The organism is Streptomyces sp. NPDC052687, assembly GCF_040678395.1.
Taxonomy (GTDB): domain Bacteria; phylum Actinomycetota; class Actinomycetes; order Streptomycetales; family Streptomycetaceae; genus Streptomyces.
Window position 1 is genome coordinate 24,826 of sequence record NZ_JBFATR010000026.1, and the last position, 23,572, is coordinate 48,397.

14 protein-coding genes and 5 pseudogenes are annotated in these 23,572 nt (G+C 71.4%); 7 read left to right on the forward strand and 12 right to left on the reverse strand.

The window, feature by feature from the left end; translation table 11 throughout:
• The first annotated feature begins 240 nt into the window (after window positions 1–240).
• Entirely contained in the window at window positions 241–2,235 is a 1,995-nt protein-coding gene (locus AB0K92_RS20970; protein WP_365925036.1) for a glycosyltransferase family A protein, read from the forward strand.
• A gap of 135 nt (window positions 2,236–2,370) precedes the next feature.
• On the opposite strand, the pseudogene AB0K92_RS20975 reads toward AB0K92_RS20970, so the two are convergent.
• From AB0K92_RS20975 to AB0K92_RS20995, 5 genes and pseudogenes are all read right to left on the reverse strand, one after another.
• Window positions 2,371–2,569 (reverse strand): annotated as a pseudogene (locus tag AB0K92_RS20975) (IS5/IS1182 family transposase); the annotation flags it as partial.
• Between the two features lie 164 nt (window positions 2,570–2,733).
• A pseudogene (locus tag AB0K92_RS20980) lies at window positions 2,734–3,333 on the reverse strand (ABC transporter); the annotation flags it as partial.
• A 336-nt stretch (window positions 3,334–3,669) separates the two neighbouring features.
• Window positions 3,670–4,041, reverse strand: a pseudogene (locus AB0K92_RS20985) (IS5 family transposase); the annotation flags it as partial.
• Window positions 4,042–4,093: 52 nt separating this feature from the next.
• A pseudogene (locus tag AB0K92_RS20990) lies at window positions 4,094–4,984 on the reverse strand (IS5 family transposase).
• 264 nt (window positions 4,985–5,248) lie between these two features.
• Window positions 5,249–6,412, reverse strand: a complete 1,164-nt coding sequence (locus tag AB0K92_RS20995; protein WP_365924933.1) for a magnesium and cobalt transport protein CorA — start codon at window positions 6,410–6,412, stop codon at window positions 5,249–5,251.
• Window positions 6,413–6,616: 204 nt separating this feature from the next.
• Between AB0K92_RS20995 and AB0K92_RS21000 the strand changes: the two genes are divergently transcribed.
• On the forward strand, window positions 6,617–7,738 hold the full coding sequence (locus tag AB0K92_RS21000) for a winged helix DNA-binding domain-containing protein (protein ID WP_365924935.1): 1,122 nt from the start codon (window positions 6,617–6,619) through the stop codon (window positions 7,736–7,738).
• A gap of 96 nt (window positions 7,739–7,834) precedes the next feature.
• On the opposite strand, the gene AB0K92_RS21005 is transcribed toward AB0K92_RS21000, so the two are convergent.
• The 3 genes from AB0K92_RS21005 to AB0K92_RS21015 form a co-directional block, all read right to left on the reverse strand.
• Complete coding sequence (locus AB0K92_RS21005; RefSeq protein WP_166003010.1) at window positions 7,835–8,626, reverse strand: serine protease; 792 nt, start codon at window positions 8,624–8,626, stop codon at window positions 7,835–7,837.
• Between the two features lie 206 nt (window positions 8,627–8,832).
• Complete coding sequence (locus tag AB0K92_RS21010; protein ID WP_365924937.1) at window positions 8,833–11,649, reverse strand: AAA family ATPase; 2,817 nt, start codon at window positions 11,647–11,649, stop codon at window positions 8,833–8,835.
• A gap of 265 nt (window positions 11,650–11,914) precedes the next feature.
• Window positions 11,915–12,748 (reverse strand): helix-turn-helix transcriptional regulator, encoded by an 834-nt coding sequence (locus AB0K92_RS21015; RefSeq protein WP_365924939.1) that lies wholly within the window; start codon window positions 12,746–12,748, stop codon window positions 11,915–11,917.
• 124 nt (window positions 12,749–12,872) lie between these two features.
• On the opposite strand from AB0K92_RS21015, the gene AB0K92_RS21020 reads away from it, so the two are divergent.
• From AB0K92_RS21020 to AB0K92_RS21035, 4 genes are all read left to right on the forward strand, one after another.
• Window positions 12,873–14,570, forward strand: coding sequence for an AMP-binding protein (locus tag AB0K92_RS21020; RefSeq protein WP_365924942.1), 1,698 nt, complete (start codon window positions 12,873–12,875; stop codon window positions 14,568–14,570).
• Entirely contained in the window at window positions 14,567–16,174 is a 1,608-nt protein-coding gene (locus AB0K92_RS21025) for an AMP-binding protein (RefSeq protein ID WP_365924944.1), read from the forward strand. The genes AB0K92_RS21020 and AB0K92_RS21025 overlap by 4 nt, the downstream gene beginning before the upstream one ends.
• 66 nt (window positions 16,175–16,240) lie before the next feature.
• Window positions 16,241–17,266 (forward strand): LacI family DNA-binding transcriptional regulator, encoded by a 1,026-nt coding sequence (locus AB0K92_RS21030; RefSeq protein ID WP_166003014.1) that lies wholly within the window; start codon window positions 16,241–16,243, stop codon window positions 17,264–17,266.
• A 152-nt stretch (window positions 17,267–17,418) separates the two neighbouring features.
• Complete coding sequence (locus tag AB0K92_RS21035; RefSeq protein ID WP_365925038.1) at window positions 17,419–18,297, forward strand: AraC family transcriptional regulator; 879 nt, start codon at window positions 17,419–17,421, stop codon at window positions 18,295–18,297.
• A 21-nt stretch (window positions 18,298–18,318) separates the two neighbouring features.
• On the opposite strand, the pseudogene AB0K92_RS21040 reads toward AB0K92_RS21035, so the two are convergent.
• Window positions 18,319–18,522, reverse strand: a pseudogene (locus tag AB0K92_RS21040) (oxidoreductase); the annotation flags it as partial.
• 530 nt (window positions 18,523–19,052) lie between these two features.
• On the opposite strand from AB0K92_RS21040, the gene AB0K92_RS21045 reads away from it, so the two are divergent.
• Window positions 19,053–19,397 carry a transposase gene (locus tag AB0K92_RS21045; RefSeq protein WP_365925040.1) on the forward strand — a complete coding sequence of 115 codons (345 nt, stop codon included), beginning with the start codon at window positions 19,053–19,055 and terminating at the stop codon, window positions 19,395–19,397.
• Between the two features lie 31 nt (window positions 19,398–19,428).
• On the opposite strand, the gene AB0K92_RS21050 is transcribed toward AB0K92_RS21045, so the two are convergent.
• The 3 genes from AB0K92_RS21050 to AB0K92_RS21060 all read right to left on the reverse strand — a co-directional run bounded on the left by AB0K92_RS21050 (window position 19,429) and on the right by AB0K92_RS21060 (window position 23,241).
• A complete protein-coding gene (locus tag AB0K92_RS21050) occupies window positions 19,429–19,869 on the reverse strand; it encodes a nuclear transport factor 2 family protein (RefSeq protein ID WP_365924946.1) in 441 nt (146 codons plus the stop codon).
• A 737-nt stretch (window positions 19,870–20,606) separates the two neighbouring features.
• Window positions 20,607–22,454, reverse strand: a complete 1,848-nt coding sequence (locus AB0K92_RS21055) for an FG-GAP-like repeat-containing protein (protein ID WP_365924948.1) — start codon at window positions 22,452–22,454, stop codon at window positions 20,607–20,609.
• A 70-nt stretch (window positions 22,455–22,524) separates the two neighbouring features.
• Window positions 22,525–23,241 (reverse strand): hypothetical protein, encoded by a 717-nt coding sequence (locus tag AB0K92_RS21060; protein ID WP_365924950.1) that lies wholly within the window; start codon window positions 23,239–23,241, stop codon window positions 22,525–22,527.
• Window positions 23,242–23,572: the final 331 nt, after the last annotated feature.

Genomic DNA, 23,572 nt, shown 5'->3' on the forward strand with positions numbered 1-23,572 from the left:
GCCACCTGCGCCGACCCGGGAATCCTCGGCATCCGGCTGGGCCGAGCGCCCGCGACAGCAAGGAACCGACCTACCTTTGTCCTTCGGGGGTAGCCACCTCGCGAGCGCAGGCAGGTCATGCTATCTTCGCATTCCCTATGGCACCTTCCTTGCGAAAAGTGGCGCCCGCAGCACCGTCGCAGCGGATATCGATGCCATCCAAATGCGGGGTGTGCCCCGTGATTCTTGGAGAGCTTGTCGATGGTTACCCCGGCCGTTACGGTAATTATCGCTGCGTATAATGCGATGCCTTATCTGACGCGTTGCATTACCTCTGTCGCCGAGCAAAGCATCGGGCAGGAAGCGCTGCAGGTCATCGTCGTCGACGACGGCTCAACTGACGGGACGGCAGAGGAACTTGAGCGCTTGGCCGGCGCGTACCCCGGGTTGATCAGCATTTTCAAGCAGAAGAACTCCGGCGGTCCCTCGACACCTCGCAACGTCGGCCTCGACCACGCCCGCGGACGGTTTGTGTTCTTCCTGGACGCCGATGACTATCTGGGCCCGGAAGCCCTCGAACGCATGGTGCGCATGGCCGAGAAGAACGATACGGACGTCGTACTCGGCAAAATGGTCGGCGTCGGTGGACGCGAGGCGCCCACTTCGATGTTCCGGCGAGACCAGCCGAAGACCGATGTCTTCTCGTCGCGCATCTACTGGACGCTCAATCCCATGAAACTTTTCCGCCGGGAACTGCTGGAGCGCCATGGCCTGCGGTTCCCCGCGGACCTGTCCATCGGTGAGGACCAACTCTTCGTGGGATCCGCCTACCTGCACGCGGCGGGCGTCTCCGTGCTGGCTTCCTACGACTGTCTGTACTGGGTGCAGCGCGAGGACGAGGGCAACATCACTCTGCGGACGGGCGGACTGGAGCCCCGGCTGAGGTTCCTGCCGCGCGTGATCGACATGATCCTGGAGAACGTGTCCCCTGGCCCCCGTCGCGACCACTTGGCGCATCGGCACCTCACTGTTGAGGTGCAACAGTTCCTCGATCATCTGGTTCTCGAATCCCGGTCCCGGCAGGAGAAGGCCCTCGCCAGCCTCGCCGAGACCATTGCCCCACTGTGGCACGAGGGTTTGAACGACCGGCTCTCGGCGATGGCCCGGTTGCGGCTGCACCTCGTGCGGCATCGCATGCTCGATGAGCTCCTTGAACTCGTCCGGTTCGAGAAGGAGTTGGCTCAGAGCAAGGTGTCCACGCCGGTCGTCATCCGCGACGGCCGCGCCCTCGCCCGCTACCCATTCCTCCATGATCCGGTGCGCGCCATTCCCGGGAGCTGCTACGACGTCACAACCCAGCTCGGCGTACGCCATCATGTCAACTCGGCGGAACTGCGCGGCACCGCGTTGCACCTCGCCGGGCACGGCTACCTCCACCGCGTCGGCACCGAGGCCGTCACCACCAAGCTTTTGCTGCGCGAGCGCGGCAGTGACACGCGAATCCTGCTTCCCGTCGCGCACACCGCGACGCCCGGACTCGGCACCGACGAAGACGAGGGCGTCTACACCTACGAAAGGGCGGGATTCGAAGTCACCGTCGACATCTCCACCGCCGCCAACGGCAGCCCTCTCGACGACGGCCTGTGGGACATCTCCCTCGTCATCGGCGCGCAGGGCATCACCCGCGAGGTCCGGATCGGCAGCAAGCGGGCCGCCGACATCTCCGGCAGGCCCACGACGCACGTTGTCCACACTGCCGATGGCACCCGCGCCGTCACCCTCTACACCACCCAGCCGCACGGCAACTTGACCCTCGACATCGGTGAGCAGAAGCACAAGGTGCTGCCGCAACTCAGCCTGCACGACACGGTCCGGTGGGCTTCCGACTCCCCAACTGAGCTGGAGTTCACCGGCCGGTGCACCCTTGCGGCGTACCCAGAGGGTGCCCTCATCGTGAACCTGGAGATCGAGGACCACAGCAGGGTGGCCTTCCAAGCCTCAGCCTCCAGCGGCCAGGAGTTCGTCGTACGCGTCCCAGTCACCGAGCTATGCGTCGGAACGTGGCGCGGCGAACTCCGACTCGGCAACTGGGCACTCCCGCTCCCTCAGCTCCCCAAGGACCTGGCCCCGGCCAAGTGGCGCCGCCGCGTCATCCCTTGGTACGCCAAACCCGCACCGGGCGCCTGCGAGGGTTTCGCCCTGCAGGTCGCGAAGACCGACCTCGTCAAGGCCGTGACGCGGCGTCTGAGGCCGTAGCCCCAGATGCCCGCGAATGCTTTACCCGCGTCTCAGTTTGCCCACGAACGCCGCCTCGCGCGGTTGCAGCGGTACTCGGCTGTCCGATCGGCCTGGGTACCCATAAGCGGCCATGACTTGGGTGAACGCTGGTGCGTCTCCTGCCTGGCCGGGTGTGATGACGAACGCGAGCGGCCTGCAGCGGTTGTCGGCGGTGAGGTGGATCTTCGTGGTCAGTCCGCCGCGGGACCGTCCGAGGGTATGGTCGTGCGGCTCGTCGGCCAGGGCCTCCCCTTTGACGGGCCCCGGCGGCGTGCTGATGAGCCTGGACGACCGTGGAGTCGACCGCGACGACCCAGTCGAGGTCGCCCTCGGCGTCGGGGCTTGGGCGAGTTTGGCGGTCAAGACCTTTTCCCTGGTGCCGTCAGCGGCCCACTTCGGAGGTCGGTTTGGTGCGCCTTTCCAGGAGCTGAAGTAATCGGGCAGGTCCATCCACGGCATCCCGGTGTGGTACGCCTAGCCGTGGGCGTTGTCGAGGAAGTTCTGCCAGTCCTGCACGTACCAGCCGGTGCGCACCAGGCGGGCCAGCCGTTCATGATGCCGCGCACCGAGCCGGTGGTGGTCTGGAGGGCGAAGACGGCACCGCCGCCTGCGGCCAGGCTGATCCGCCCGGAGATCAGAAGCCACAGCAGCGCCGCCCACACCGAGGTCGAGACGATCCCGCCGGCCACTGCTCCGGCCAGCCCCATCCAGGCACCGGTGTTCGCGGCGTTGCGGTCGGCCGCGTTGACCGAGGCGGCCAGCCGCCGGTACCGGCCGATCAGGAATGGGCTGGCCAGGCAGGCGTCCATGTCCTCACTGGACTCCTGATAGGGGATGTGCCAGCGCAGCTTGCCCAGCATCCGGCGCCGCCCGGGAGGTTCAGCCCGGCGAGGTAGATCACGCGTGCGGAGCGCACGTAGGCGGCGGCTTGCGGCAGGCGAGGAGGAGAAGGGGAAGGAGCAGCGGGTGCAGGACGGTCAGGATGGTGGCGTCGGCCGCGAGCGTGGCGGTTGCCGCGAGGATGTCCTGCGCTTCTTCGACGAGGTCGGGGGTGACCTGGGCGCCGCGGTCGGAGATGCTGTTGACGTCGAGTCGGGCGACGCTGACGAGGGCGTCGAGTATCCGCGCGGCATGGCGTCCGGCGCGGTCCAGTTCCAGGGCTTACAGGCCCGTCCGGGTCTGGAAGGCGGCGGTCTGCGGATCGGGGTGGGCAAGGAGCTGGACGGCTTCATCAGATGGTGCGGTCGAGGTCAGCTTCGGGGACGGGGGGCGTCGGCGGCCGGCAGTAGGCGTGCAGGAGGAGGGCGACAGTTCTCTTGCAGGGCTCGGTGAGCTGGGTGGTGTCGATCAGTTCGCGGGCCTGCTAGGCCGTGTCCGGAAAGTCGATCGCTCGTTGCTCTGTTCGTGGTGCGTCTGACCTTGTCCGTTGCGGCGGGCGCCTGCGGCGTGTTGATGGGCCCGGCAGATCGTGGAGTCGGCGTTGACCTCCCACGTGATCAGCCCGGCTGCGTCCGCCCGAGCCTGCAGCCTGGTCAGCAGCTCAGACCAGGTGCCGTCACGCTGCCAGCGGCGGAAGAGTCCGTAGACCGTCTGCCACGGCCCGTACTCCGACGCCAGATCCCGCCACGGAGCACCGGTCCGCACCCGCCACCGGATCCCGTCGATCAACTTCCGCCGGCCCAAAGGTGGCTGCCCCAACACCACGACCGGCAACAACGGCTCCAGCACCGACCACTGCTCGCCAGAAAGATCCCCTCGCCCCGCATCGAGATCATCACGACGCAGGACGAGGGAATCGAGCCACTTCCAAAACACGGCCTAGGGGGTGTCCGGAAAGTCATGGGAGCCAGAGCCTGAGGCAGGCGAGGGTGACCATGGCCTGGTAGTGGGTGGCGCGTTTGTCGTAGCGGGTGGCCAGGGCCCGGTTCTGCTTGAGCCGGCTGAAGCAGCGCTCGATGACGTTGCGCCGCCGGTAGGCGGCCCGGTCGAGGCGGCAGAGGGCCTCTCCTCGCCGGATGCGTCCGTTGATCTGGTCGATCCGCTCCGGGATCGTCGCGGCGATGCCGCGTTGGCGGAGATAAGCGCGGATCTTGCGGGCCCGAGTAGCCCTTGTCCGCGACGACGCGGTCGGGCCGGGTCCGGGGCCTGCCCGGCCCCGGCCGGGCGATCCGGACCTTGGCCATGACGGGCTCGAACTGCGTGCAGTCGTTCACGTTCCCGCCGGTCAAGGTGAAGGCGAGTGGCCGGCCCCGGCCGTCGCAGGCGAGGTGGATCTTGCTGGTCAGTCCGCCGCGTGAGCGGCCGAGCGCTTCGCCTTCCCAGGTCCCCCCTTTCGGGCCCCGGCAGCGTGCTGATGGGCCCGGACCGTGGTCGAGTCGACGCACACGATCGCCCAGTCGACCTGCCCGACAGCGTCGGAGTGCTGCTGGACGTGGGCCAGGAGACGGTCCCAGGTGCCGTCGGCGGACCAGTGCCGGAAGCGTTCGTAGACCGTCTTCCACGGCCCGTAACGCTCCGGCAGGTCACGCCAGGCAGCCCCGGTGGACAGCTTCCACAAGATCCCGTTGACGACCTGGCGCCGGTCCCGCACGGGCCGGCCCATCCGGCCCGGCGCCAGCAACGGAGCGATCAACGCCCACGACTCATCCGTCAGTTCATGTCGACGCACCACGAACAGAGCAACGAGCGACCGACTTTCCGGACACGACCTAGTCCGGCCCTGTGCCATCAGGGCCATGATCTTGATCTGGCGGCCGTCGAGGAGCCGATGGCCGATGCCGCGGTGCTGGGCCATGGCGTCGGCCGCGTCGGCCCACCGGATGATCTGGGCTTCCCCACCAGATCGTCAGACCGCAGCGCCATCGTTGGTCCATGCCCCTGCATCCAGCCCTGCCCAGCGGCTCGCCGACCACGTTCAACACCTACTTGGCAGCGGTCCGTTCCCTGGCCCGGCGGATGGACCCACATTGATCGGCGTCCCGAGGTCTGCTCGTTACAGCCAGTCCCGCCGCTTGAAGACGAGGTACAGGCTCGTGCACACGACCGCCATCAGCAGGACGGCGAAGGGGTAGCCGAACGCCCAGTGCAGCTCCGGCATGTGGTCGAAGTTCATGCCGTAGATCGTGCCGACCAGCGTCGGGGCGAAGAGGATCGCCGCCCAGGACGAGATCTTCTTGATCTCCTCGTTCTGCTCGAACCCCGCCTCCGCCAGCGCCCGCATCTCCGCGTTCTGCTGCTGGGTGACGAGGGTGGCGTTGACGGTGAGGATCTCGGTGAGGGCCTGGCGGAAGCCGTCGACGCGTTCGCTGATGTGGGTGACATGGTCGGCGACGTCGCGCAGGTAGCGCTGGAGTTCCTCGTCGGTGCCGTACTTGGAGAAGCCCGCCATGAGGCCGTGCAGCATGCCCACCAGGGGGCGGGTGGCGCGCTGGAACTCCACCATCTCGCGGGAGAGTTCGTAGATGCGGCGGGACACCTCGGGGTCGCCGCGGAAGACTTCCGTCTCGATCTCGTCGATGTCGTTTTGCACGCCGGCGACGACCGGGGCGTACCCGTCGACCACGGCGTCCAGGATGGCGTAGAGCACCGCCTCGGGGCCCAGCTTCAGCAGCTCCGGGGTCTCCTCCATACGGCGGCGCACCGCGGACAGGTCGGGGGCGGCGCCGTGGCGGACGGTGATGACGAAGTCGGGGCCGACGAAGACGTGCAGCTCGGCGAAGTCGACCTCCTCGGGCGCGTCCAGGTAGCGGGCCGCCCGCAGGACGACGAACAGCGTGTCGCCGTAACGTTCCAGCTTGGGGCGCTGGTGGGCCTCCATCGCGTCCTCGACGGCGAGCGGATGGAGGTCGAACTCCTCGGCCAGCGAGTGCAGTTCGCGTTCGGTGGGGCGGGCCAGGCCGATCCACGCCATGCCCGAGGGCTGGGCGCGCAGGGCGCGGTAGGTCTCGGCGAGGGAGGCGGGGGAGGAGACGCGGACGCCGTCCTGGTAGAGGGCCGACTGCACGATGCCCACGGGCTCGGCGGGCGGCCGGCGGACCGCGGGCTCGCGCGCGGGTGCGGGCCCCGGCCGCGGCGGGGACGGGGGCGTGGCGCGGCGCCACACCGGTCGTCGCGGGCTGCGTCCGTTCCCGGAGTCCTTCGCGGCGATGAGGGGCACCTCCCTGGTGGCAGCCGGCGGCCGATCGCTGGTGGCCGGTGGCCGGTTCCGGTGGTCGAGAGTCGGTCGGTCAGCAGGATATACGGGGCAAAACGTGCCCGCCGGGGCGGGTTCGGCGCGGGCTCGGTGCGGCCCCCGCCCGCCCGTCGGCAAGACCGCGCGAGTAGGACCGTATCTGTCCTCATGCCCCGCTAGCGTGCCGTCATGACCAGGACGAAGGCCCAGCCCGCCGCGACCGGCCCCGTGCTCACCACCCGCGCCCTCAACCGGGCCACCCTCGCCCGCCAGCTGCTGCTGCGGCGCTCGCCGATGTCCGCGAAGGCGGCGGTCGAGCATCTGGTCGGACTCCAGGCGCAGGAGGTGAAGCCGCCGTACGTCGCGCTCGCCGCCCGGCTCGACGGCTTCACCACCGGAGAGCTGTCCGGGCTGCTCGCCGGCCGCGAGGCGGTGCGGATCGTCACCCAGCGCTCCACCATCCACCTCCACACCGCCGGCGACTGCCTCGCCCTGCGGCCGCTGGTCCAGCCGGCACGGGACCGGGAGCTGAACATGAAGACGTTTCGGGACGGTCTCACCGGAGTCGACCTCGGCCGGCTCGCCGCCCTCGCCCGCGCGTTCGTGGAGAGCGAGCCGCGCACCATGCGGCAACTGCGCGAGGCGCTCGGCGCCGAGTGGCCCGAGGCCGACCCGCAGGCCCTTGCGGTCGCCGCCCGCTGCACGCTGCCGCTGGTCCAGGTCACACCGCGCGGCATGTGGGGCAGGAGCGCGCAGGTCGCCCTCACCACCGCCGAGCACTGGCTGGGCCGCCCGGCAGGACGGCCCGCCGACCTGGACACCGTCGTCCTGCGCTACCTCGCCGCCTTCGGACCGGCCTCCGTGCGGGACTTCCAGACCTGGTCCGGGCTGACCCGCACCCGGCCCGCCTTCGACCGCCTGCGGCCCTCCCTCGTCACCTTCCGCGACCCCGGCGGCACCGAACTCTTCGACCTGCCCGACGCCCCGCGCCCCGACCCGGACACCCCCGCCCCGCCGCGCCTGCTGCCCGAGTTCGACAACCTGCTGCTCTCCCACGCCGACCGCGCCCGTGTCGTCCCGCCCCCGCACCGCGGGCGCACCTGGCAGGCGAACACCCTGTACTGCCCGCTCCTCGTCGACGGCTTCCTCGCGGGCGTGTGGCGGCTGTACGACGACGCCCTCGTCATCGAGCCCTTCACGGACCTGACGAGGGCGCGCCGCGCGGAGGTGGGGGAGGAGGCGGAGCGGATGCTGAACGTGCTGTATCCGGACGTCTCGTACGACGTCCGGTTCGGGACCGTCCTTCCCTGACCGCATGGAAAGGGGGCGCTGCGGGCCGCTCGTGGAGGCCCGCAACGCCCCCTGGTCGTCGACCGAGGAGTCGTTGCCCTCGGAAGCTTCTCCCGGTTAGGAGGTGACCTGCGCGGTCACCAGGCTGGAGAAGGTGGTCAGCCGGGTGTAGACACCCGGGTAACCGGCCTGGGCGCAGCCCTCGCCCCAGGAAGTGATCCCTGCCAGGACGCCCCCGACGAGCAGGGGACCGCCGCTGTCGCCCTGGCAGGTGTCCACGCCGCCGGAGGAGTATCCGGCGCACACCATCTCGCTCGCGACGAAGTCGGTGCCGTAACTGCTCCGGCAGCTGGTGTCGGAGACGATCGGCACGGTCGCGGTGCGCAGCTGGTTGGAGGAGCTGCCGCTTTGCGACGTGGTGCCCCAGCCGAGCACCCGGGCGGTGGTGCCGGCCGCGTAGACGGAGGTGTCGGTGGAGGAGACGTACTTCGCCGTGGCGTACGGCATCGACGTCGACAGCGTCAGCACCGCCACGTCCTCACCGCGGGTGGCGGAGGTGTAGTTCGGGTGGATCCAGATCTTGCTGACCCGCGCGACGGTGCCGTTGGTGCCGTTCAGGTAGGTGCGGCCGCCGACCACGCGGACGCTGCTCGTCGTCTCGCCGACCATGCAGTGCGCGGCGGTGACGACCTTCGTCGGGGAGACCAGCGTGCCGCCGCAGAACTGGTTCTGCGAGGCGTCGGTGATCTGCATCATGAACGGGTACGCGCTGGTCGTGGTCGTGGTGCCGCCGACGATGGGCTGGGGCGCGGCGACGGCCGAGGGGGCGGCGGTGAGCGCGGTCGCTGCTGCTGCTGCGGTGGCGGCTATCGCGACGGCGGTCTTTCTCGCACGGGTGAGCCCGAACATGAGTCTCCTCAAGGGGGGTTGCCGGTGGGGGGTCGCGCGGGTGTGGGGGTGGTGCACGGAGGTCCGGGACGACCTCCGTGTGCCCGGCGAGCGGCACGGCCCTTACGCTAGGGCCGCGTCCCGCGGCGCCCCAATGAGGGAACCCCCTAAGGGGGTCGGGGAGGGAAAACCCTCGGTCCCGGCCGGACGGAACCGGCCACGGTGGCTCAGCCCGTGCCGCGCCCCGCCGCCAGCCGCACGATGTCCACCCGGGAGCGGATGCCCAGTTTGCGGTAGACCCGCGTCAGGGTCGCCTCGACCGTCTTGACGCTGATGAACAGCCGCGCGGCGATCTCCCGGTTGGTGGCGCCCTCCATGACGAGTGAGGCGACCTGACGCTCCATCGACGCGAGCCCCTCCAGCGCGGCCGCCGCGGGCACGGGCTCCGGGACGGGGGCGGGCGGCGGCTGCGGCGACACGGCCGCCGCCTCCACCTGCCGCAGCCAGGGCAGCGCCCGGCACCGCCGGAACAGCCGCGCCGCCTCGTCGTACGCCGTCCGCCCCGGCCCGGTGCCGCGCAGCTCCGCCAGGGCGAAGGCGGTACGCGCCTCCTCCAGCCCGTATCCCAGCTTCGCCAGCCGGTCCTGAACCGGCGTCAGCCGGACCACCGCGCCCTCGCGGTCCCCGCGCGCCGCCCGCACCAGCGCCTCCGCCCGGTCCAGCACCGCGAGCACGCTCTCCCGGCCCAGCCGCAGCGCCTGCTCCCGGGTGACCTCCACGACGTCCTGCGCCTCGGCGATCTCCCCGGTCCGCACCAGCGCCTCCGCGAGGTCGCCGTGCCAGCGCCCGCGCGCCGGGTCCGTCACCCCGAGCCCCTGCTCCAGCTCCCGCACCCGGCGCAGCGACCGCACGGTGCCGGGGGCGTCCCCGGCGACCAGCTGCACGTAGCCGAGCGCGGCCAGGGCGCGCGACATGTAGATCTGGTCGCCGTCCTCCTCCGCGTGCTCGGCGGCCTCGCGGGCCAGGGCCAGCGCCCGGTCGACGTCCCCGCCGGACGCCTCCGCGAGGGAGGTGAGCACCGCGGACGCCACCTCGCCGATCCCCGAGTCCCGGGCCAGGCGCATGCTCTCGCGGGCCAGGTCGAGGGCGCGCCCGCAGTGCCCGGAGCGCAGCTCGGTCTCGGCGAGCATCCGCAGGAAGTGCACCTCGCTCTCGACCATGCCGCGCCGCCGCACCTCGCTCAGCAGCCGGGTGACCGTGGCGCGGGCCTCGGGCAGCTGGTCGCTCATCAGCAGCCAGCGCAGCCGGGTCGAGCCCGCCCCGTTGTGGTGGCAGGCCACCCGCGGGTCCTGCGGCTCCTCCAGCGCGCGCCGGATGGTGGCGGGGGCGTCCGGGTGGCCCATCAGGGTCTCGGCCTGCGCCTGGAAGGCGAGGGCGAGCAGTTCGGTGCGCCGGTCCCCGGCCCGCGCGGCCAGCGCCGCGGCGTGCGCGGCCTCCTCCCGGCCCTCCGCGAAGTCGCCCTCGACGACCAGGCCCCGCCACGCCAGCTGGTAGTGGACGAGGGCCAGCAGCCGCGGGTCGTCGCCCGCGTCGGCGAGCGCCTGCGGGAAGACCGCGTCGACCTCCCCGAGTGCCTGCCCGGCCGCCTCGATCACCACCATCCAGGCCCGCACCCGGTCGGCGGGCACGGTCGCGCGGGACAGCACCTCCCGCGCGATGTCCCGGGCGAGGTCCACCTCACCGGCGGTGATCGCGTCCTCGGCGGCCTGCAACCGCCGCTCGTCGGCGGCCGGTACGGCGTCGGCGGGGGTGTGCCGGGCGGCGAGCAGCCCCAGCGAGGCCGCCGTCGACGGCGCGCCGCGGTCCCGGGCCAGCGCGGCGGCCTCGGCGAGCCGCGCCGCCACCTCCGGGTCGGTGCCGGGGGTGGCCAGCGCCAGGTGCCGGGCCCGTTCGATCGGGTCGGACGCCGCCTCGGACAGCGCGGCGTGCGCGGCCCGCCGCTGGTGCGCGGGCGCCTCCGCGTACAGCGCGGCCGAGATCAGCGGATGCGCGAACCGTACGGCCGACCCCTCCGACTCGGTGGTCAGCAGCCCGAGTTCGGCCGCCCGCGCGGTCTCCGCCTCGGCGTGGTCGCGGCCGGCCGCGTGCAGCAGGGCCAGCGTGGGACGGGCGCCCGCGCTGGCCACGAGGAGGGTGTGCCGGGCCTCGTCGGACAGCATCCCCAGCCGGCTCAGCACCAGGGCCCGCAGCGAGGTCGGCACCGGCAGCGGCTCGCCCGGCCGGGGCGTGGCCGGGTTCTCGGCGAGGGCGCGGCCCAGTTCCAGCGCGAACAGCGGGTTGCCGCCGCTGGTGCGGTGGATGTCGCGCACCGTGGAGCGGGGCAGGCCGGTGTAGCCGCGGTGGTCGAGCAGCGCGGAGATCTGGGCGCGGGAGAGTGGGCCGAGGCGCAGCGCGAGGGTGTCGGGCGGGGCGGAGCGCAGCTGCCGGTCGTACTCCTGGCCCTCGGAGCGCATCGCGCACAGCAGCTGGACCGGGGTGTCGCCGAGCCGGCGGGCGGCGAAGCCGAGCAGTTCGGCGCTGGCCGGGTCCAGCCACTGCAGGTCGTCGGCGACGACGAGGACGGGTCCCGCGGCGGCGAGCGCGCGCAGCGCCGACAGCACGGCGAGCCGCAGCGCGAGCCCGTCGCGCTGGAGGGTGGACTCGCCGCGGCCGGTGAGCGCGGACTCCAGCGCGGTGCGCTGGGTCGCGGGCAGCGCGCCGGACACCTCGTCGAGGACCAGGCCGAGCAGATCGGCGAGGGCGAGGAAGGGGAGGTGGGATTCGGACTCGGTGGCGGAGCAGCGCAACACGGTCCGGGCCGTCGCGCCGTATTCCGCGGCCAATGCCCGCAGTACGGTCGACTTTCCTATTCCGGCGGGGCCGTGGAGCAGCACACTGCCACCGCGGTCCAGCTGCTCGCGCGCCGCGGTGAACGGCTCCTCCCTGCCGATGACCAGGTCGGGGCGGCATCTGGCAGGCTCCTGGAAGTCCCGTCGCACGGTCACCGCTCCCCTCCGTGTGTCGTGTCCGGGCCAAATTCTAGGCACCAAGTCATGGAAATTCGGAGGGGCGAGACGGTGAGGGAAATAACAGCGACGTGCATGGGGAATTTCAGCTCCGTGGCAATTGCATGACGAACGGCGTGTCGGGAGTGCCCCTTCCGGGCGCGGGCACCGCGCCCGGAAGGGGCGCGGGGAACCGCGCGAGCAACCACGACGAACCCGCAGCCGCCCCACGCCGGAACCCCTGCGGCGCAAACGCCCGAGCCCCTTACGGCAGCACCCCCGCCCGCCGCGCGGCCACCACCGCCTCTCCCCGCGTCCTCGCCCCCAGCTTCCGCATCGCCGAGCGCAGATAACTCTTCACCGTCTCCGGCCGCAGCCCCAGCCGCTGTGCGGCCACCGCGTTGGTCGCCCCGGCCGCCACCCAGACCAGGACGTCCACCTCCCGCGGCGCCAGCCGCACCGCGCCCGGCGCACCACCCGGGGCGAGCAGGGCGCACGCGTCCAGCAGTTCCGCGCGCAGCGCCGGATCGGCGATCCGCGGCGCCAGCGCCCGCAGCGCCGCGTGCGCCTCCCGCATCCGCTCCCGCACGGCCCCCGCCTCCTCGGCCGCCGCGGGCTCCGCCCGCACCGTGTCCAGCAGCCCGCGCGCCTCGTCCCGCGCCACCAGCGCCTGCTCCACGTCCCGCGCCGCCTCCACGGCCGCGTGCAGCATGCGGTCGCCCAGCGGCTGCGCGGTGCGCAGGGCGCCGTAGAGCACACCCCGCACCCGCCGCCGTACGACCACGGGCACCGCGAGCACCGCGCGCAGCCCTTCGACGGCGACCGGCGCGTCGTACTCGTGACTGATCTGCCGGGAGGCCGAGTAGTCGGCCACGGCGCACGGCCGGCCCAGCGCCACCGCCTTGCCGCCCAGCCCGTTGCCCGAGGTCACCGCGAGTGCGCTGAGCGCCGGGGTGCGGGTCCCGGTCAGCTCGGTGATGCGCATCCACGGCCGCCCCGCCTCCACCAGCCCGCCGAAGGCCACCGGCAGGCCGGTCGCACGGCGCAGCCGCAGCAGCGCGCCCCGTATCTCCGCCGTGTCCGCCGCGTCTGCTCCCACGTGCTCGCCCTTCCCCGGCCGCGTCCCGCGGCGCGCACCCCCGTTAAGGGGTAGTGACTTATGCACCACGGATTACACGATGTCCGGGAGCCGCCCGGCAACGGTCCGGACAGAGGGAGAACAGATGACGACGGCGAAGCCGAAGGCGCAGGGGAGCGCGACCGAGGACTTCCGCAGAGCGCGGGACTTCCTGCTGGCACACCGTGAGGACTACGCCACGGCCTACGAGGGCTTCACCTGGCCCCGGCCCGAGCACTTCAACTGGGCGCTGGACTGGTTCGACGTCATCGCGGACGGCAACGACCGCACCGCGCTGCACATCGTCGAGGAGGACGGCACCGAGACCCTGCTCAGCTTCGCCGAGCTCGCCGACCGCTCCGACCGGGTCGCGAACTGGCTGCGCGCCCGGGGCGTCGCCGCCGGCGACCGCGTCCTCGTCATGCTCGGCAACCAGGCCGAGCTGTGGGAGACCGCGCTGGCCGCGATGAAGCTGCGCGCCGTCGTCATCCCCGCCACCCCGCTGCTCGGCCCCGCCGACCTGCGCGACCGCGTCGACCGGGGCCGGGTCCGGCACGTGATCGTGCGCGCGGCCGACACCGGCAAGTTCGACGAGGTGCCCGGTGACTACACCAGGATCGCGGTGGGCGGCGGGCTGGGCGGGACCTGGCTGCCGTACGAGGAGGCGTACGCGGCCCCGTCCGGCTTCACGCCCGACGGCCCCACCCGCGCCGACGACCCGCTGATGCTCTACTTCACCTCCGGGACGACCGCCCGCCCCAAACTGGTCGAGCACACCCACACCAGCTACCCCGTGGGACACCTCGCCACCATGTACTGGATCGGCCTCAAGCCCGGCGACGTGCACCTCAACATCTCCTCGCCCGGCTGGGCCAAGCACGCCTGGTCCAACCTCTTCGCCCCGTGGAACGCCGAGGCGACGGTCTTCCTGCACAACTACACCCGCTTCGACGCGGCCCGGCTGATGACCGAGATGGACCGCGCGGGCGTCACCACCTTCTGCGCCCCGCCCACCGTGTGGCGGATGCTCATCCAGGCGGACCTCGGCGCGCTGCGCACCCCGCCCCGCGAGGCCGTCGCCGCCGGCGAGCCGCTGAACCCGGAGGTCATCGAGCAGGTGCGGCGCGCCTGGGGCGTCACCATCCGGGACGGCTTCGGCCAGACGGAGACCGCCGTGCAGATCGCCAACACCCCCGGCCAGCCGCTGAAGACCGGCTCCATGGGCCGCCCCAGCCCCGGCTACCGCGTCGAACTCCTCGACCCCGTCACCGGCGCCCCCGGCGCCACCGAGGGCGAGATCGCCCTGGACCTCGCCGAGCGGCCGGCCGGCCTGATGACCGGCTACCACGGAGACCCGGAGCGCACGGCGGAGGCGATGGCCGGCGGCTACTACCGCACCGGTGACATCGCCGCACGGGACGAAGAGGGATATCTGACCTACATCGGGCGCAGTGACGACGTCTTCAAGGCGTCCGACTACAAGATCAGCCCCTTCGAGCTGGAGAGCGCCCTGCTGGAGCACGAGGCGGTCGCCGAGGCCGCCGTCGTCCCCGCGCCCGACGAGCTGCGCCTGGCCGTCCCGAAGGCGTACGTCGTGCTCGCGGAGGGCTGGACGCCCGGCCCCGACACCGCGAAGGTCCTCTTCGAGCACTCCCGCCAGACCCTGGCGCCCTACAAGCGCATCCGCCGCCTGGAGTTCGCCGACCTGCCGAAGACCGTCTCCGGCAAGATCCGCCGCGTTCAGCTGCGCGAGGCCACGGCGGCCGGCTCGGACGCCGAGTACCGCGAGGAGGACTTCCGGTGAACCCGACCGCGCGCGAACCGAAGTCCTACACCCACGGGGTGAGCGACACCCCGCTCCTCGGCGACACCATCGGGGAAAGCCTCGACCGCGCGGTCGCCGCCTGGCCCGACCGGGAGGTCCTGGTCGACGTCCCGTCCGGCCGCCGCTGGACCTACGCCGCGTTCGCCGCCGACGTCGACGCGCTGGCCCGCGCCCTGCTCGCGAGCGGCGTGGCCAAGGGCGACCGGGTCGGCATCTGGGCGGTCAACTGCCCCGAGTGGGTGCTCGTCCAGTACGCCACCGCCCGCATCGGCGCGATCATGGTGAACATCAACCCGGCGTACCGCACCCACGAGGTCGAGTACGTCCTCAGGCAGTCCGGCGTCTCGCTGCTGTTCGCCTCGCTCGCCCACAAGAGCAGCGACTACCGGGCGATGGCCGAGGAAGTGCGCGGCCGCTGCTCCGAGTTGCGGGAGGTGGTGTACGTCGGCGACCCGAGCTGGGAGGAACTGCTGCGCCGGAACACCGGTTTTGCCGCGCTCCCGGACGACCTGTCCTGCGACGACCCCATCAACATCCAGTACACCTCGGGCACGACCGGCTTCCCGAAGGGCGCCACGCTCTCCCACCACAACATCCTCAACAATGGTTACTTCGTCGGGGAGTTGATCGGCTACGGCCCGGCGGACCGGGTGTGCGTGCCGGTTCCGTTCTATCACTGTTTCGGCATGGTCATGGGGAATCTGGCGGCCACCTCCCACGGCGCCTGCATCGTCATCCCCGCCCCGTCCTTCGACCCGAAAGCCACCCTGGAGGCGGTCCAGCGCGAGCGCTGCACCTCGCTGTACGGGGTGCCGACGATGTTCATCGCCGAGCTGAACCTGCCGGACTTCGCGGCGTACGACCTGTCCTCCCTGCGCACCGGCATCATGGCGGGCTCGCCCTGCCCCGTCGAGGTGATGAAGCGGGTCGTCGCCGAGATGCACATGGAGCAGGTCTCCATCTGCTACGGCATGACCGAGACGTCCCCGGTCTCCCTCCAGACCCGCATGGACGACGACCTGGAACACCGCACCGCCACCGTCGGCCGGGTCCTGCCGCACATCGAGGTGAAGATCGTCGACCCCGCGACCGGAGTGACCCAACCACGCGGCCGCGCCGGGGAGTTGTGCACCCGCGGCTACAGCGTGATGCTCGGCTACTGGAACGAGCCCGCAAAGACCGCCGAGGCCGTCGACGCCGGCCGCTGGATGCACACCGGGGACCTCGCCGTGATGCGCGAGGACGGCTACGTGGAGATCGTCGGCCGCATCAAGGACATGATCATCCGGGGCGGCGAGAACATCTACCCGCGCGAGATCGAGGAGTTCCTGTACGGCCACCCGAAGATCGCCGACGTGCAGGTGGTCGGCGTCCCCCACGAGCGGTACGGCGAGGAGGTGCTGGCCTGCGTCATCCCGCGCGACCCGGCCGACCCCCCGACGCTGGAGGACCTGCGCGCGTACTGCGACGGCCGGCTCGCCCACTACAAGATCCCGAGCAGGCTGAGCGTTCTCGACTCCTTCCCGATGACGGTGTCCGGAAAGGTGCGCAAGGTGGAACTGAGGGAGCGGTACGGCGCCTGAAGGAACCGCAACGGCCCGCCAGGGCGTCCGGGCGCCCCGTAAGATCGGATGCCCTGGGGGGTGACAATGGTCAGACGGCGACCCGTGACGACGCCCACGCTCGAGCAGGTGGCCGCGCTCGCCGGTGTCGGGCGCGGCACGGTCTCCCGTGTCATCAACAACGAGGCCGGCGTCAAGGAGTCCACGCGCCGCGTGGTGCAGCAGGCCATCGCCGAACTCGGCTATGTGCCCAACCTGGCGGCGCGGTCCCTGGCCGGGCGGCGCGCCGACGCGGTGGCGCTGGTGATGACGAAGCACGACTGGCGGCTGTTCGGCGAGCCGTTCTTCTCGGAGACCGTCCGCGCCGTCGGGGACGCGCTCACCGACACCTCGGTGCAACTGCTGCTCACCCTGGTGCGGACGGACGCCGAACGGCAGCGGTTCGTCGAGTACGCGCGCGGCGGCCGGGTCGACGGCGTACTGCTGATGTCCGTCCGCGCCGAGGACCGGCTGCCGGACATGCTCGCCGACGCGGGCCTGCCCACCGTGCTGCTGGGCCGCCGCTCCGGCGACGAGCAGATCACCTACGTCGACGCGGACAACGTCGGCGGCGCGCGGGAGGCGGTGACCCACCTGCTGCGCACCGGCCGCCGCTCCGTCGCGGCCATCACCGGCCCGCTCGACATGTACGTCGCCCAGTGCCGGCTGCGCGGCTACCGGCAGGCCCTCGCCGACGCCGGGCTGGCCACCGACGCGTCCTGGATCGCCGAGGGCGACTTCACGGAGGCGAGCGGACGCCGGGCGATGACCGAACTCCTCAAGCGGCACCCCGGCGTCGACGCGGTCCTCGCCGCCTCCGACACCATGGCCGCCGGAGCGCTGACCGCGCTGCGCGCGGCGGGCCGCCGGGTGCCCGACGACGTCGCGGTCGTCGGCTTCGACGACTTCCAGCTCGCCCAGCACACCGACCCGCCGCTGACCACGGTCCGCCAGCCGATGGAGGAGATCGGCCACACCATGGTCCGGCTGCTGCTGGAGGAGATGGACGAGCCGGAGGTGGCGTGGCGCCACGTCATCCTGCGGACGCAGCTCGTCGTGCGGGAGTCGGCGTGAGGCGGCCCGCGGCGGCGCGCTGAGCAGTGCCCCCGCCGGCACCCGACTTCATCGGGCACAGGATGTCGGGTGCGGGCATGCCCCCGCTGCCTAGCGTGGTGACCACAAGGAAGGAAGGCCGGGCGACGCGGCCCAGGAACGAGGAGACCGGCGTGCTGGAGCGGCTGAACCAGGCCATGGAGCACATCGAGGACCACCTCGACGAGCCGATCGACGCGGCGGTGCTGGCGCGGATCGCGGCCACCTCGGAGTACCACCTGCGCCGGATGTTCTCCGCACTCGCGGGCATGCCGCTGTCCGAGTACGTCCGGCGCCGCCGGCTGACCGTCGCGGGCGCGGAGGTGCTCGCGGGGCGCGAGCCGCTGCTGGAGATCGCGGTGCGGTACGGCTACGGCTCGGGCGAGGCGTTCGCGCGGGCGTTCCGGGCCGTGCACGGCATCGGTCCGGGCGAGGCCCGCCGCACCGGCGCCGCGCTCGTCTCCCAGCCCCGGCTGACCTTCCGCCTCACCGTCGAAGGGAGCAGCAGCATGCGTTATCGCGTCGTCGACCGTACGGCCTTCACCGTCGTCGGCCTCAAGACCCGGGTGCCCTTGGTGCACCACGGCCCGAACCAGGCCATCATCGACTTCGTCCGCGGCATCGACCGGCCGGTCCTGGACCACCTGGAGAAACTGTCGGACCAGGAACCGCGGGGCATCGTCGCGGTCTGCGACGACCTGGACCCGAGCCGCGCCGAAGGCACCGAACTCGACTACTACCAGGGCGTGATCACGTCGGGAACGGCCCCCGAGGCCGCCCCCGAGGGCACCACGACCCTCGCCGTCCCCGCCGGCACCTGGGCCGTCTTCACCACCTCCGGCCCGGCCCCGCAGGCCATCCAGGAACTGTGGCGCGACGTGTACACCGAGTGGTTCCCCTCCAACCCGTACCGCACCCGCCCCGGCCCCGAGATCCTCCGCACCCGCCTGTCCCCGGACGGGAGCGAGGCGGAGGGGGAGCTGTGGCTGCCGGTGGAGCGGGAGGGGACCTGACGGGGACCTCGGCTGGTTCTCCTAGTTCTTCTGGAGGGTGCGGGTGACCCCCGCCACGACGGCGGTCGTCAGCAACCACCCGAAGGCGATCAGCAGGTAGGCCAGCCACTGAAGGCCGTCGTCCGTCCAGTACCAGGCGGTGCGCTGCCCCAGGCCGCCGATGGGGATCAGGAGGTCGAGGGTGTAGACGAGGGGCTGGAACGGTGCTCCCTCACCTCGCTCGACGGCGGTGGGGGAGCCCGTGCCGGCCGCTTCCCTCGCCTGTGTTCGTGCCCCGATGGTTCGAGCAGGAGACCGACGACAAGGGCATCCTGCTATGGCGGATGCCGTAGGTAGCCTCGTCCAGTAGGTGCTTCCGCCCACGGCGTGCCGGCCGACGGGAGAGGTGTTCGTGCACGTTGACGCAGGGCGGATCGCGGAGCCGCCCGACTCGAACCGTGCGTAAGGAGAGGGTGACTGGTGATTGCCGTGACGCCGGCTCGCCGCCGGGCCAACAGGAGGAAGAGGCCGTGAGCGGGCGATGGACCGCAGCCGTCCGTCCTGCGGGAGTGGTCGGGGTGGTCTTCTCCCTGCCCCTCACTCTCCTGGCGATGGTGGGTGCCTTCCTCTACGGAGGGACGGGGTACATCGTCATCGCGATCGCTGGAGCAGTCATGACTGCCTTCAACGTCTGGGCCATCACGAGTCGCAGGCGCGAGCAGGAGAGCTGACCCGCGGCGAGGTCGGGGCGTGAAGCGGCCCCATGACGTGGAGACCTGACGGACGCGAAGTGGGCGGTGCGGGAAACGCTGTTGCCGAAGGGCAAGAAGCCTGGCCGGCCGCCGACGTGGGCCAGGCGGCGGCTGATCGACGGCATACGGTTCCGGGTCCGCACCGCTATCCCATGGCGGGACCTGCCCGCCGAGTACGGGCCGTGGGGCCGGGTATACGACCTGCGGCCGGCCGCCGAAGGTCGACCCGCAGGACTACAAGGCTCGGCACGCGGTCGAGTGCGGCATCAACCGCCTCGAAAGGACCGAGCCGTGGCCACGAGGTACGACAAGCTCGCGGTCCGCTACGAGGCGACCGTCCTCGTCGCGGCCATCAACGGGTGGCTGTGAGCAGCATGTTCGCGATTGGCCCGGTGGCCCTTCACATCTTCGCCTCGAATGCCTGGGCGACGGCCAGGCTGTCCTCGTAGACGTGGTGCCGGGTGACAAGGCCGTCTTCGACGGTGAGATGCAGAGCGAACCGCGCCCGGTACGCACGTCCGGTGGGCCGGGCGGTCTGACGGATCTCGCCGAGCACGACTGCGTCGCTTCCGTCGACAAGGATGCGCTCGACCTCAGTCGCCACCGCTTCCGGCACGTGGTACTCGGCAAGCTCGCGATAGTGGGCGGCCGCGTCGGCCCGGGTGGACCGGTGACGGATCCACGGCGTGGCACTACGGCCGTGCTCGGCCTCCGGCCAGTCGAGCTTCCAATCGCCCTGCTCGGCATACAGCTCGGCGATGCGCTCGGGGTCGCCCTCGCCGATTCTGCGCAGCAGCTCCTCAACCACAGTGCGTGTGTTCGTAGCTGGGGCTATGGACATCGCTGACCTCTCCGTCCTGGTCCGCGTCCTCCGACGCGGAGAGATCACCGATCCTGCCAGCGCGGCCACGCCGAGACAATTCACTTCTCACGCAAGGCAAGCGCATCACAGAAATCCACTTTCGATACCTGCCGTAGGCGGCGGGGCGGGCGTCAGGGGGAGATGGCGTATCCCGCTCCTGGCCCGCGGAACGTCTGGGCGGTGTGCCAGACGGCGTGGTCCGTGCCGTGGAAGAACACGTTCAGGCGTCCGTGTCCGTCGGCTTCGACGACGGGCTCACCACCGGTGTGGTCCGCGATCTGCCCCCAGGCGCTCCAGTCGGTGCCACGTGCCGGCGCCCGGGTCCTCCCCCTCGGACCAGCCGCCCGGCAACAGCTGGTGACGGTTCGACAGCGCGTGGTTCGCGCGGCTCCGGATGAACAGAACACCTCCAGCCGGCCGTCCGAGGAGGGCGCTACCGCCGGATCACCCGTCAGCTGCCCGCCGAGCGAGGTCACCGGGCCCCAGGACATTCCCGGTGTCGAAGAACCGTCATGTTCCTCCTTCCTGCTTGATCGCCAGAGTCCCGTATGCGCTCTGGCCGTTGGCGGTGCGGCAGCCGTTCCTCGTGGGGCGGCGTGCGGTGCGACGTGTGGCCGGCCAGGGCCGAGGCGGGCCGGCCGCACGTCGGGTGGAGGTGACGGACTCCGGCACGCGATGGCCGTTCGCCGTGCCGGGCTGGGGCAGTGCTCCGGGAGTTATCGGGTCCTGAAGCGGCGGAAGAGGTTGCGGGCGACGTAGACGCCGGGGCCGCCGAAGCCGACGATGTCGACACGTCCGTCGCCGGTGATGTCGGCGAGGAAGCGGGGGTGGTGTTCGACCCGCCAGGCGCCCGCGTCGTCGTTGTGGCCGAAGCCGCGGCACACCAGCTGAGCCTGCTCGAACCGGCCGTCACCACGATTGCGCGACACCCAGACCCCTTCGTCGCCGAAGCCGACGACGTCGGGGAGGCCGTCGCCGGTGACGTCGGCGAGAAGGCGCAGGTGCTTCCTGCCGGTCCATCCCTGGGCCGTTCCGAAGTCGTTCAGGACGAGCCGGGAGGGCTCGAAGGTGCCGTCGCCGAGGCCGCGTGCGAGGGTGACGCCCTGCGGGCCGAACCCGACGATGTCCAGCGGCCCGCCGTCGGTGGTCCGGACCAGGCACCGGGGGGACTCCTCGGCATCGCTCCACCCCTGGCCGGTCCCGAAGTCTTCGAGGACCCAGAGGGGTTCGGCGAACGCGCCGTCCTCGTCCTGGAGTGACACCCAGACGCCGTCGTCGTGGAAGCCGACGATGTCGAGTCTGCCGTTGCCGGTGGTGTCGGCGAGGAAGCGGGGGTGCCGGTCGGCGAGCCACTCGCCGGCCTGCGGGCCGTGACCGAACGCCTTGAGGACCGGTTCGGCTGCGAGGGATGTGAACTTCCCGTCCTCGTCCTGCAGCGAGATCCACACGCCGTCGTCGTGGAAGCCGACGATGTCGAGTCTGCCGTTGCCGGTGGTGTCGGCGAGGAAGCGGGGGTGCCGGTCGGCGAGCCACCCGCCCGCCTGCGGGCCGTGACCGAACGCCTTGAGGACGGGCTCGCCACTCGCGGGTGCGAACCTGCCGCTCTCGTCCTGCCGCAACACGCGGACGCCGTCGGCGGCGAGTACGACGGCGTCGGGCCTGCCGTTGCCCGTCGTGTCCGCGAGGGTCCACAGGTCCTTGGGGCTCGGGGACGGTGTGGGCGGGTGCAGGACGCGCTCGTCGTCGTCGAAGGTGCCGTCGCCTTGGCTGACGGCCGTCACGGCACCCTTCGCGGGTTTGAGCCCCACGATGTCCGCGCGGCCCGCTCCCGTGGTGTCGGCGAGGAGCCGGTCGCCGAGCCCGGCCCACCAGCCCGGCTGCCCGCCGGGAGCGCGGTGCGTTCCGACGCTCCTCCACGCGCCGGCGTCCTGGTCGCTCCCGAATCCCTTGAGGACCAGCAGCATGTCGCTGAAGGAGGGTGTGGAGCCGGGCGCCGGCCGCAGCGCGGCCGAGCGGGCCAGCCGCCAGGACCGGCGGCTGTTCCAGTGGCTCAGTGGTGCCCAGCGCAGTACGGGGTCGCTGACGCGTTCGGGCTCGGCCGGGACGAATCGCCAGCGCTGGTTTGCCGCGCTCTCGTCGTACTCGCGCAGGACGATGCGAGGCTCGTCCGCATCGGGGTCGGCGAGGTCGAGAACGGCGCCGTCGGCGGCGTACTCGATGAAGTAGAGGCCCGCTTCGTCCTCCACGGGGACGACGTACCACTGCTGGGTCTTCTTGCCTGCGGTGGCGTCCCACTGGCGGACACCGCGGTCGGCGGCGGCGGGGTTGTCGAGGACCTTGCCGCTCACCACGTTGCCGATGACATACGCCTGGCCGTTCTGCGCCGGCCCGCCTTGCGCGGCCGGTACGGGGGTGAGCTGCCACTGTTGCGGGCTCGGGCCGCCCGTGGGGACGTCACGGACGACGAGCGCGCCGTCCGTGCCCGGCGTGGACCTGGCACCGAGGGTCTTCCCTGTGGCGGCGTTGACGATCTCCAGCTTCAGTTCTTGTGTGGGGACGGGCATCGTGCAGCCTCTTCCGGGCGACGCGGGCGTTGGCTCGGGACGGATGTGGCGCGGAGACGGTGGCCGCGGGTCACGTGAAGACGTGGTGGTAGGGGACGCTCCACTCGTTGGGCAGCCGCGGGTAGAACGTGTTGATGACCGTCCCGGTGAAGTCCCCGCCCCAGTTGTAGGTCACCCGCACCTCGCTGTCGGCCGCCACCGCGTGGTCCTTGAACCCGAGGATGGCGTCGGGGTGGGTGATGGGCACGAAGGTGATCCCGCCCCACGGCGTCACCGTGACGACCCACAGCTGGGTGTCCTCGGGCGCGCCGTTCTTCCCGCGCCACAGGTCGCCGACCTTGTCGGGCAGGCCCACCTGGACGGTGTCGGCCGTGCTCTGGGGAGCGTTCTGGTGGACGGTGATGCGTCGGCGCTGCGGCTTGGGCTCGCCGTCGTCACCGCGCCCCGCGTCGGCCTGCCCAGCGGTGGCGGGCTTGGGCGTGACCTGGCCCGCGGCGCTCTCGATGAAGTACAGCGGCCGCTGCCCGAAGAAGCCGGCGGGGGTGATGTACCAGAGGTGGCCCTGCTTCTCCTTGACCGGGTCGAGCTTGGTGGACAGCTGGACGCCCTTGTCGTGGCTGCTCTCCGTCAGCTCGACGGGCCGCAGGAAACCGCCGTTGAAGGCGTGGACGAGCATGACGGGACGGTTCTCGACGAGTGCGGCCACGATCGCGTTGTCGTAGCTGTTCACCGCCACCGGACCGCCGACCACCAGGTTCGACATCGTCGTGCGTTCTTGGGTGTACATCGCGGAAACCTCACCTCTTCCTGAACTGGAGAACAATGCGCCGGCCGCTCAGTGCGGTAATCGATCGCGGTATTACCGCATTCCTTGATCGCGCCGGAGTGAAAGGGCTACGCATTGCCAGGGTGGCCGAATCGAATACCGCTCGACAGCGGCACCAGTAACAGCCGCAACATGAACGACGAAGGTATTCGGGAAACGCCGATCGAGCGATCGACAGCACGCAACTTACCTATTTGGAACGCCAGTTGGGAACTGGTCGCGAATCCGGTTCACCCGATTGAGGGTGATGCGCGACGGCGTCTTCCCGTGAAATGGTGCCCCTGTTAGCGTG

Excerpts from the sequence above, each read along its gene's own strand:
- AB0K92_RS20970 (WP_365925036.1), top strand. The coding sequence starts at position 241 with ATGGTTACCCCGGCCGTTACGGTAATTATCGCTGCGTATAATGCGATG.
- AB0K92_RS21000 (WP_365924935.1), top strand. The coding sequence starts at position 6,617 with ATGACCAGGACGAAGGCCCAGCCCGCCGCGACCGGCCCCGTGCTCACC.
- AB0K92_RS21005 (WP_166003010.1), bottom strand. The coding sequence starts at position 8,626 with ATGTTCGGGCTCACCCGTGCGAGAAAGACCGCCGTCGCGATAGCCGCC.
- AB0K92_RS21020 (WP_365924942.1), top strand. The coding sequence starts at position 12,873 with ATGACGACGGCGAAGCCGAAGGCGCAGGGGAGCGCGACCGAGGACTTC.
- AB0K92_RS21030 (WP_166003014.1), top strand. The coding sequence starts at position 16,241 with ATGGTCAGACGGCGACCCGTGACGACGCCCACGCTCGAGCAGGTGGCC.
- AB0K92_RS21050 (WP_365924946.1), bottom strand. The coding sequence starts at position 19,869 with ATGTCCATAGCCCCAGCTACGAACACACGCACTGTGGTTGAGGAGCTG.
- AB0K92_RS21055 (WP_365924948.1), bottom strand. The coding sequence starts at position 22,454 with ATGCCCGTCCCCACACAAGAACTGAAGCTGGAGATCGTCAACGCCGCC.
- AB0K92_RS21060 (WP_365924950.1), bottom strand. The coding sequence starts at position 23,241 with ATGTACACCCAAGAACGCACGACGATGTCGAACCTGGTGGTCGGCGGT.